Source organism: Arthrobacter sp. 210 2, assembly GCF_059093025.1.
The window spans coordinates 17,481-27,341 of the sequence record NZ_JBNHIE010000017.1 but is presented as its reverse complement, the minus strand read 5'-3'; the positions used below and the strand labels follow the sequence as shown (position 1 = coordinate 27,341).

Genomic DNA, 9,861 nt, shown 5'->3' with positions numbered 1-9,861 from the left:
GCGGCCGGTCACCTCTCAGTGACCGGCCGCCGTCGTCGGTGGTTGAGCTTGTCGAAACCCTTACTGTTGTCTTACTGCGCTGCTGCTTCCAGCAGCTCCGCGCGGACCGCCTGGGTTGCCTTAACCAGGTTGCGCAGGGACTCTTCGGTCTCCACGTAGCCGCGGGTCTTCAGGCCACAGTCCGGGTTGACCCAGAGCTGGCGGGACGGGACGTGCTTGACGGCGGTGGCCAGGAGTTCGGTGACCTCGGCTTCGCCCGGAACACGCGGCGAGTGGATGTCGTAAACGCCGGGACCAACACCGCGGCCGAAGCCGTGGGACTCGAGGTCGTGGACAACCTCCATGCGCGAGCGTGCAGCTTCGATGGAGGTCACGTCGGCGTCCAGGCCGTCGATCGCGTCGATGATCACGCCGAACTCGGAATAGCAGAGGTGGGTGTGGATCTGGGTGGCGTCGGCGGCCCCGGCGGTTGCCAGGCGGAAGGAGTCCACGGACCACTTCAGGTAGTCCGCGTGGTCTGCCTTGCGCAGCGGGAGGAGTTCGCGCAGGGCGGGCTCGTCCACCTGGATGACCTTGATGCCGGCGGCCTCGAGGTCGGCAATCTCGTCGCGCAGCGCAAGGCCAACCTGGTTGGCGGTCTCGCCCAGCGGCTGGTCGTCGCGGACAAAGGACCAGGCCAGGATGGTGACCGGACCGGTGAGCATGCCCTTCATCGGTTTGCTGGTCAGCGACTGTGCGTACTCGGCCCACGCAACAGTGATGGGGGCGCTGCGGGTGACGTCGCCCCACAGGATGGAGGGGCGGGTGCAGCGGGAGCCGTAGGACTGGACCCAGCCGTGGACCGTGACGTCGAAGCCTTCCAGGTTCTCGGCGAAGTACTGGACCATGTCGTTGCGCTCGGGCTCGCCGTGGACCAGGACGTCGTAGCCGAGCTCCTCCTGCAGGTCGACGACGCGCTTGATCTCGTCCTTCATGAGCTTTTCGTACTGCTCGTCGGTCAGGTCACCCTTGTTGTTGCGGGCACGGGCCGAGCGGATTTCGGAGGTCTGCGGGAAGGAACCAATGGTGGTGGTGGGCAGCGGCGGCAGGTGCAGCGCTTCTTCCTGGGCGGCTTCACGGACCGAGTACTCGGAGCGGCTGAAGTCGGCGGCGGTGAGGGCTTCGGTGCGGGCGCGGACGTCCTCGCGGCGGACACCCTCGGCGGTGGCGCGGGAAGCGATCACAGCGGAGGCTTCGTCGATGGCTGCCTTGGCGGATGCGGGGTCAGCCAGGTAGGACGCGAGGGTCTTGACCTCGACGGCCTTCTGATCGGAGAAGGCCAGCCAGCTGCGGAGCTGCTCTGAGAGCTGGGTTTCCTCGGCTGCATCGTGCGGGACGTGCTGCGTGGACGTGGAGGTGCTGACGGTGAGCTTCCCGGCAGCAGCCTTCAGGGCGTCCAGCTTCACAGCTGATACGGCGAGGTCGTTCCGCCAGATGTTGTGGCCGTCAACGACGCCGGCAACGAGGGTCTTGTTGCCCAGGCCAGCCAGGGCGGCCGCGGACGGAACCGCGCCCTTGAAGACGTCGATGTGCAGGGCGTCGATGTTGGTGGCGGCGAGGGTGCCGAGCTGGCCGTCGAGGGCGCCGTACGGGGTGGAGACGAGGACCTGCGGGCGGTTGGCAGCGGCGGTGAGGACCTCGTAGGCACGGGCGACGGCTGCTTCGATTTCGGCGGCGGGGGTGTCCTGGTCAACCACGAGGGCGGGCTCGTCGAGCTGGACCCAGCTGGCACCGGCAGCGGCCAGCTTTTCGAGCAGCTGGACGTAGACGGGCAGGATGTCCTCGAGGCGGGACAGCGGAGCGAAACCGGCCGGGGCGTCGTCGGAGGCCTTGGAGAGCAGCAGGTAGGTGACCGGGCCCACGATGTACGGGCGGGTTTCGATGCCGTTGGCCAGGGCGAAGGCGAACTCGTCAACCTTGGCAGTGGAGGCGAGGGTGAAGCTGGTTTCCGGGCCGATCTCGGGCACCAGGTAGTGGTAGTTGGTGTCAAACCACTTGGTCATCTCCAGCGGCTGCTGTTCCTTGTTGCCGCGGGCCAGCGTGAAGTAGCCGTCGATGTCCAGCTGTCCCTCTTCGTTGAGGAGCTTGCCGAAGCGGGCCGGCACGGCGCCGAGGTGGGCGGTGGTGTCCAGAACCTGGTCATAGTAGGAGAAGGTGCCCGGGACGGCTGCGGCTTCGGTCAGGCCGAGTTCCTGCAGGCGCTTGGCGATGGTCAGCTGGATGTCCTTCGCGGCTGCGTCCAGTGCGGCGGCGTCGATCTTGCCGGCCCAGTAGGCCTCGACGGCCTTCTTGAGTTCGCGGCGGCGGCCGATCCGGGGGTAGCCCAGGAGTGAGGCGGAGGGGAAGGGAGTGTTCTGTGAAGTCATGGCAGATTCCTAAAGGTGGGAGCTGTAATGTCTGAAGGCTGTGCTGTGCTGAGGGATGATCAGCTGGCGAGCTGCGGGCGCGCCGCAACGCTGTGGCGGCTGGCTGCCCGCTGGTGCCGCGGAAGGGCGAGCTTGTCCAGCACCTCCAGCGCGCTCTGGTGCTCATTGAAGGTGTAGAGGTGGATGCCGGGGGCTCCCGCATCCAGTGCCGCATTAGCAAGGTCGACAGTGGCGCGGACGCCGATCCGGAGGCGTTCGATGTCGTTATCGGCAGCAGCAAGCCGCTCCAGCAGATCCGGAGACGGCTCCACGCCCGCCAGTTCGCCCAGCCGGGTGACCCGGCGGAGGCTGGTCAACGGCATGACGCCCGGGATGATGGGGATGGTGACCCCGGCCCGGCGGGCCCGGGTCAGAAGGCTTACGTACTGCTCAGCGTCGAAGAAGACCTGGGTGATGGCGAAGTCAGCACCGGAACGCTGCTTGGCAAGAAGCACTTCGATGTCGTGTTCCTCGCTCGGCGACTCCGGGTGCCGTGTGGGGTAGGCCGCTACGCCCACGGCGATTTTTCCGGCGCACAGCAGGGCCGACCTCCGCTGTTCAACCCGGCGAATAAGCTCGATCAGGTCCTGGGCGTAACGGAGTGACCCTTCTGCCGGCTGGCCGCCGTCCTTGGGCTGGTCACCGCGAAGGGCAAGGATGCCACGCGCACCGATGTCCAGCAGTTCGCCGATGATCCCCGCCAGTTCCTGCGGCGTGTTGCCCACGCAGGTCAGGTGGGCGATCGGGCGGAGGGTTGTTTCCAGCAGGAGCCGGTGGATCAGTTCCACGGCGGTGTCCCGATTGGAGCCGCTGGCCCCATACGTGACGGAGACGTAGTCCGGTGCGGTGGTCTCCAGTTCGCGGATGGTGGTCCAGAGCGTTTCAGCGGCAGCCGCTGAACGCGGCGGGAACAGCTCGTAGGAAAGCGCCACGGGAGCGGCGTCGGTAAGATTCGGGTGTGCGTCAATAAGGCTTGGTGGTGACATTTGCGTCCTTGGCTTTGGGCCATTGAGGGCCAGCTGTCAGCAGATGTGACGGCGGGTCGGCAATGAATTGAGTTTGGGGAACACGAAAAAACTCCACAGGAACGCAGCCGCGACTGTTACGCCTGTAATGGAGTTATCCGTGAGCAAATGTCAGGCCCACATGGGGGCACCCACACCCTCCATAAGGAGGATCGCTGACACGTTACCGCGGTAACTTGTATATGACTCTAGGAGCGGCCGGGAGAGCATTCAAGTCGGCCTTCGAATTAAGACGCAGCTTTACGCCTTATTTCGGAACGGGACAGAATTATCTTCGCCGGCTCAACCTCTTTTCTACCTGCCCTGCTTTTCTACCTGCCCTGCGCCGGCGCGAAGTCCACGCCGCGCTGATGCCGAGACCATCAGCCGGGTGGCCCCACCCTGCCCAGCACTTGAACGGTGTGCTTCATCTCTTCCTGGTGTCGAACCAGCTCCCGGGGTGGTGCGTGGCCGGTACGACGGCGGATGGCCGGCTCAGTTCCAACTCTCGCCTGCGTGCCGGGCCGCTTTTCGGGCGAGCGGCGATGGGGGGCAGCGGCGCCTGATGTTGACGAGCCTCGGGCAGAGGGGCCACATATTGGGAAGTCCCGGGCAGTGCGGGCGCGGTGGAGTGGTAGGTGTGGCCTGTTGGTGTCCGGATTTCGACGGTGTGGCGGGTTCCGGGGATGGGTTTGGTGGTCCAACCGGGGTTTTCCTTGGTGTGGTTGCAGGCTTCGCAGAGCCCCTGACCGTTGGTGCTGCTGGTTGGTCCGTCGTTGTGCCAGGGGATGACGTGGTCGTCGTGGCGGATAGGCGCGTCGCAGTACGGGGTCCGGCAGGTGTCGTCACGGACCTGGAGGAACCGGCGGAGCCCGGGCGGGAAGAACCTGGCTTTTGAGTCCATCGCGACCAGCTCGCCGCTGCCGGGGGCGGTGTAGAGCCGGCGGAGCCAGACGGACAATTCATGCTGGTCAGGAGAACTCGAACCAGAACCAACAACAGCCTCAGCACCAACAGCAGTGTCAGCGCCAGAGTCCCCGCCGGCGACAGAACCAGCAACGGCATCGGAGCCAGAAGCAAGGCCAGCACCGGCACCAGCATAAAGGCCGGGGCTGGTTGTCCTGTTCAGGATGGTTTCGCGTGCCCATTGTCCGGGGACGGTGCCGTAGCCGGTGAGCCGGGCGGGTTCGCTGTCACCCTGGAAAAGGGTCCGGTCGGTCATCACGAGCTGGATGTCGATCCCCGTGATCCCGCCCGGGGTGCCGGTGACGCGTTCGACCAGGGAATCGGCCATGATCTGGCCGCGGGAGCGTTCATCCCCTGCGGACCGCAAAGAATCGGCGTGCCTGGTGAGGGAAGCGTACGCGGCCACACCCTCGGCAACGGGCAGGAGGGTTGTCAGGTAGGTCATGGTGTCCGGCGCCGGACGAAGGCTCACATTGCGATCGGTCACGGCACGGCTGGCCCGCCGCGCCACGGACTTCGGGTCCCGCCGGTACGCCGCGGCCCGGACAGCGGCAACGATAGCCCGGTCCCCGAATCCGTCAAGGGTGCCGGTGTCCGCGGCGAGCTCCTCGTCCACCGCGCACCGGTCGTCCACGGACAAGCACACGGTTTCCTTCACCAGCAGCGTGGTCCGCCACTCATTCAGCCGACCGGACCGAAACGCCTCAAACGTGCGGGGCATGTCGCGCATGGCCTTGGCCAGGCCCAGCAGCCTCCCTCCGCGGGACGGCGACTCGCGCCGCGCCAGCGCAATTTGGGCACCCACGCCGACACCCAGCTCAACTACAGGGACCCCGGCAGCCGCCTGGACCCGGCGCTGGAACAGGTCAAAGGCAACAGCAATCTCGGCCTGCTTCGCAGCCGCAGCCGACTTCAAGTCCTCAAGCTCCCGCAGCTGGTCAATCATGCCCGCACCATCAGCACACAAAGGAACGGCATCCAGGGCAACCCGGACATCAGCGATCGACGGGATACCCGAATGGTCCTCCAAGGCTCCGGCGACAGACGGGACACCCGCAAGGGCACCCCGGACGGCGACAACGCGGGGCACAGCAGCATGGGCCGCCGGGGCGTGGACATCCATCGGGATATCCGCCATAGCTTTCCGGGCGGTGGCCACCGAGGGCGCCGCAGGAACAGGCCGCACACCGAGAATGCCCGCCCCGCTTACCCCTGCCAAAGCCCCAACCGCTTCCATAAACAAAGTCTTCCAGCAGGGTGTGACAATCGCCGGGAGCCCAAGTTCCTATGTGGAAAACCGGGTAGTCACCTCACATCGTGCACTACCAGGGGCGACCCGGCCCTGGGGCGTAGTCATTGTCGCGCAGGTACTCATCCCGTTCGCGTGCACTGTTGCGTTCGCGCTCGGCCTGCCGTGCGCTGTCCCCGAGCTGCTCCAGCTGGCTTTCCTCCGGGGACTCCTGTTCCTCCGGGCGGTCCTGCTGTGCTCCTTCCGGTGACTCCGCTGCCTGCCCGGCCGCGAGCTTGTCCTTCAGGCGCCCCTCCGCCTCGGCCAGCTGTTCCCCGGGCTCCCCCGCCGCGCCTGCGGCGAAGCATCCCGCAGGCGCGGCCTCCGCCACCGCCAGGGCCTCCCCGTACAAAACAGCGGCCGACGCCGGGCCCCCCTCCCGGTGTTGGGCGTCACCGATCTGTTCAATCGCCAGGCTGAGGTTGACGCGGACAATGCACTCGTCAGAAGATCCCCGGGGCACCCTGGCTAAGGCGTTCTCAAACATGCGCCGGGCCGCAGCGAAGTCCCCGGCCAAAGCACGGGCATCGCCTGCCGCAAACGGCGCCTTGTGGGGTTCGATGACGTTCGCCAGGCCCAGTGCTTGGGCTGCCGTTCCAACCGCCGCTGCGTCCCGGGCAGCAAAGGCGCCGGCAGCCTGCCCCGCAAGGAGGTTGAGGCTGAGCAGCTTCCCCGCCACGCAGAGCAGGAGCAGTACCGGTAATGCCGACCACAGCAGGAGATGCCGCCGCCGCTGCACCATTAAATCGCGGTTCGCGTTGTCTTCGGTTGACCCGGGTCTGGCCATCATTGAACTTTCTCCCCCGCCATACGGGAGCGGTGCGCAGAACGAGTGGCCATCCGAGGTTCGGTGGCTACCGCGTCAGGAAGGGGCCGCAGTTCACGGACACGCCGAAAGAGGGTACCCGCCTCCAACAGGCCCAGGACAAAGGCGCCGGCCGCGAAGACCCAGTAAAGCTCTGTTCGGCCCTGAAGGGATTCGGCGTCCTGAGTGTGCTCCAGCGCGCCGGGCCGGGCCTGCTGCAGCATGGCGGCAGGCGGGTCACCGGCCGCCCGGTGGACGTACGGCACATCCAGCTGCCCTGCGATCTCACGCAGCCTTCCCTCGTCGATGCTGGACACGGCGTCCCTGGGAGTCCCGCCGCTGCGGTCCTGGACGTACGGGACGCCCTGCGCGGCGCCGTCGTAATCCCTCCCGGTGTTCTCCTTCATCCGCCCGCCGGCCTCAGTGCCGTAGCCCAGCACGGCTCCCCCGGCCACCGGCCCGTTGTCCGGCACCAGCGGTTCCGGTTCATCGCCGCTGGTCTGCTCGCCGTCGCCAAGGTAGAAAACAATGTGCGGACGTTCGGGATGGCTGTCCCGCGCTGCTGCCAATCGCTCGCCCAGCACCTGGCGGGCGGCTGTGATGCTGCTTCCTTTGGCGTAGGAGGTCACCTGCGGCTCAAGGACGGACGTGATGGTTTCCAGGGCCAGGGTGTCGGTGGTCAGCGGCATCCGGACATGCCCTTTGGTGTCGAAGGTGATCACGGAAAACCGTGCTCCCGGCAACCCTTCGGCGATGGCCATGATGTCCTGCCGCACGCCGTCCATCCGGGGCGCCCCGTTTCCATGGTCCTCCGCCACCATGCTGGTGGTGGTATCCACGACGAAGAAGACGTTGAGGTCCGCGGTGGCCGCCTCCGCCGAGCCTCCCGGGAGTCCCGGGCGCAGGATGGCACCGCACAGCAGCGTCACCAGCAGGCCACGGCGTAGCCAGGGGCTTTTGGCGATTGGGAGAATGGATCGGCGCCGGGTCATAGCCGCAACCGCCACAAGGCCGTGCAGAGGGCAAGGCCGGACAGGAGGGCAGCGGTCAAGGGAAGCCCGGGCTCGTCAGAGACGACGGCGCGCGGCGCACCCTTCAGCGCTGCTGTTTCCGTTTCCTCCACCGCCGCAACAATGCCCGGGATGGCGTCCGGGTTGTCCAGCGCGTAGTAAGCGCCGCCGGTCGATTCTGCAGCAGCCTTCAGCTGCGCCCCTGGCTGGTCGGCACCGGAGCCGTAGTCAAAGTCGCCCGGGTTGAGGGCATAAACGCGGACTGCCCTGTCCTTCGCCAAGGCCGCCGCCTCCGCGAGCGTCATGATGGGTTCACCCGAGAGGAAATTGTCGGTGGCCAGCACCAGGGACCGCGAGCGCTGTGCCGCATCCCCGTCCGGGGCGCTGCCTGCTTCAGTGCGCACAGGCGCGAAGCTGTTCAGGCAGGAGGCCAGGCCGTCACCGATCAGGGATGAGCCGCGGCCGCTCCAGGTCCCGTCCAGGAATCCGGAACTGCCGGGTTTCCCGTCGAAGGCGTCCCGTGCCAAGTTCAGCTGCTCCTGGGCATAGCCGTAGTCGTCGGTGAGTGGAAAGACCTGGATGGCCGTGCTGTCAAAAATGGTCAGGCCGATCCGTTCGCCATCAAACTCCTTGGCGAGGCCTGCAAAAACGTCAACGACCGCCGCGTCGGCGCTGCTCATGGACCCCGAGGCGTCCAGGCACAGCATGATGTCCCGGTTATGCTGCTCGGGGCGCGTGGTGGTGAGCTCCACCGGCCGCGCCGCCGCCACCGCGGTAGACACCAGCAGCGACGCGCAGGCGAGCGCGGCAACTGCCAGCCACCGGCGGTGCCGCCGCAGTGCCGCCTGGTACTCCGGCAGGGTGGTGAGCCTGTCAACGTGCGCCGCCGGCCGTCGTCGTGAGTTGTCCTTTCGACCGGACCGGACAACGGCCCACCCGAAGGCAGCCGCGGCCAGGAGAGCCAGCGGAACAACCCACCAAAACATCAGCTCCATGTGCTCACCGCGTTCCGGGCGCTGGCGGCGGACACGGCGACAGACGGCAGCGGCTCCACGCCGAACTGTGCCGGGTACAGAATCCCCACGACGGCGGCGGGTGCAGGAAGCGGGTGGCGTTCCAGGTCCTGGCGGGTCATCCGGAGCGCGTCCACGCCCGTGGCGTCACGGACAAAGCTGCGGAGCAGGTGGCTGATCTCGTGGTGTGCGGCACGGAGGCTGAGGTTCCCGGCAGCGGCATCCCGTTCGACGTCGTCAATGCGTTGCAGGTAGGCCGCCTTGAGCACTGACAGATCAGTCAGGGCAGCGGAACGCCGGACCCCTTCCGCCATCCGCGGGCGGCGGGTGGAAGCAAAGACGACGACGTACCAGCCGGCCACCAGGGCGACGAGTGCAATGCCGACCCACATCCATACCGGGCTGTACTGGAGGGGGCCGTAAAAGGCGGGATCAGCCGGCACGGCGGTGCCTTTCCAGGAGGGCGAACAGGGCGGTGACCACGTCCTGGCTGCCGTCCACCTCGCCGTGGGTGATGCCTGCCTGGCGGAGCATTGCGCTGCGCGCGTTATCCCGTTCAGCAGCGGCCTGCGCGTAGGCGGCCGCTATCGGGGCGGACTGTGCCAGGTGTCCTGGAAGGACCGCGGAATCGGCCACGCTGTAGAAGTCAGCGGAGTGGCCGCCCGCACTGCCAGGACCTGGTACCAGCTCGGCGTCGCGGACGGTGAGCCACAGGATTTCGTGCTGCGCCCGGAGCCGGCGAAGCAGCTGGCCCAGTGCCGGGCTCGCCTGCACCTCGTCAGCGACGACAAAGAGGAGATTGCGTCCCTTGACCGTCCGTGCCACGTGGTCCAGCTGGTCCTCGATCCTGCTGGCTGCCGCGTCCAGCGTGGCATGCTCACTGACATGCCGCAGGAGCCGTTCCAGATGCGCTTCCCCCGCCTTGGCGGGGATTGTCCTGGTGCCGGTGGAGTCGCCGCTGACCAGCCCCACAACGTCGCCGTGCCGGTGGGCCAGGTACCCCATCACCCCCAGTGCCATGACGGCGATGTCCTTCTTGGTCTCCCCCGCCCTGGACAGGGCCGACATGTTCCGCCCGGTGTCCGTGAGGAGGAACAGCGTCTGCCGGCGGACCGCCACATACCGCCTGATCAGCGGGGATCCGTGACGTGCCGAGGCCTTCCAGTCAATGTCCCGCACTTCATCTCCGGGGACGTACGCGCGGAGGTCGTCGAAGTCCAGGCTGCGGCCGCGGAAGACGGAACCGTACTCACCGTCGAGCATGCCGCGGGCTTTGCGGTGCGCGAAGATGGCCATCTTCGACTTCACACGCAGGAGGAGGCTGGCCACGC

8 protein-coding genes are annotated in these 9,861 nt (G+C 67.0%); all 8 read right to left on the bottom strand.

The features are described from left to right. Nucleotides 1-71: 71 nt before the first annotated feature. A complete protein-coding gene (gene metE, locus AC5RWA_RS21115; protein ID WP_494058936.1) occupies nt 72-2,405 on the bottom strand; it encodes a 5-methyltetrahydropteroyltriglutamate--homocysteine S-methyltransferase in 2,334 nt (777 codons plus the stop codon). A gap of 59 nt (nt 2,406-2,464) precedes the next feature. Then, entirely contained in the window at nt 2,465-3,430 is a 966-nt protein-coding gene (locus AC5RWA_RS21110) for a methylenetetrahydrofolate reductase (RefSeq protein ID WP_115525684.1), read from the bottom strand. A gap of 445 nt (nt 3,431-3,875) precedes the next feature. Then, nucleotides 3,876-5,651 (bottom strand): HNH endonuclease, encoded by a 1,776-nt coding sequence (locus tag AC5RWA_RS21105; RefSeq protein ID WP_494058935.1) that lies wholly within the window; start codon nt 5,649-5,651, stop codon nt 3,876-3,878. An 85-nt stretch (nt 5,652-5,736) separates the two neighbouring features. Beyond that, nucleotides 5,737-6,492, bottom strand: coding sequence for a hypothetical protein (locus AC5RWA_RS21100; protein WP_494058934.1), 756 nt, complete (start codon nt 6,490-6,492; stop codon nt 5,737-5,739). Then, entirely contained in the window at nt 6,489-7,499 is a 1,011-nt protein-coding gene (locus tag AC5RWA_RS21095; protein WP_494058933.1) for a VWA domain-containing protein, read from the bottom strand. The genes AC5RWA_RS21100 and AC5RWA_RS21095 overlap by 4 nt, the downstream gene beginning before the upstream one ends. Beyond that, nucleotides 7,496-8,512 (bottom strand): vWA domain-containing protein, encoded by a 1,017-nt coding sequence (locus AC5RWA_RS21090; protein ID WP_494058932.1) that lies wholly within the window; start codon nt 8,510-8,512, stop codon nt 7,496-7,498. The genes AC5RWA_RS21095 and AC5RWA_RS21090 overlap by 4 nt, the downstream gene beginning before the upstream one ends. Then, nucleotides 8,503-8,973 carry a hypothetical protein gene (locus tag AC5RWA_RS21085; RefSeq protein WP_494058931.1) on the bottom strand — a complete coding sequence of 157 codons (471 nt, stop codon included), beginning with the start codon at nt 8,971-8,973 and terminating at the stop codon, nt 8,503-8,505. Before AC5RWA_RS21085 ends, AC5RWA_RS21090 begins: the two co-directional genes overlap by 10 nt. After that, complete coding sequence (locus tag AC5RWA_RS21080) at nt 8,963-9,859, bottom strand: DUF58 domain-containing protein (RefSeq protein WP_494058930.1); 897 nt, start codon at nt 9,857-9,859, stop codon at nt 8,963-8,965. Before AC5RWA_RS21080 ends, AC5RWA_RS21085 begins: the two co-directional genes overlap by 11 nt. Nucleotides 9,860-9,861 lie beyond the last annotated feature (2 nt).

What these genes read in the sequence shown, in the direction of transcription:
- AC5RWA_RS21100 (WP_494058934.1), bottom strand. Translation starts at nt 6,492, where the DNA reads ATGATGGCCAGACCCGGGTCAACCGAAGACAACGCGAACCGCGATTTA.
- AC5RWA_RS21105 (WP_494058935.1), bottom strand. Translation starts at nt 5,651, where the DNA reads ATGGAAGCGGTTGGGGCTTTGGCAGGGGTAAGCGGGGCGGGCATTCTC.
- AC5RWA_RS21095 (WP_494058933.1), bottom strand. Translation starts at nt 7,499, where the DNA reads ATGACCCGGCGCCGATCCATTCTCCCAATCGCCAAAAGCCCCTGGCTA.
- AC5RWA_RS21110 (WP_115525684.1), bottom strand. Translation starts at nt 3,430, where the DNA reads ATGTCACCACCAAGCCTTATTGACGCACACCCGAATCTTACCGACGCC.
- AC5RWA_RS21090 (WP_494058932.1), bottom strand. Translation starts at nt 8,512, where the DNA reads ATGGAGCTGATGTTTTGGTGGGTTGTTCCGCTGGCTCTCCTGGCCGCG.
- metE (WP_494058936.1), bottom strand. Translation starts at nt 2,405, where the DNA reads ATGACTTCACAGAACACTCCCTTCCCCTCCGCCTCACTCCTGGGCTAC.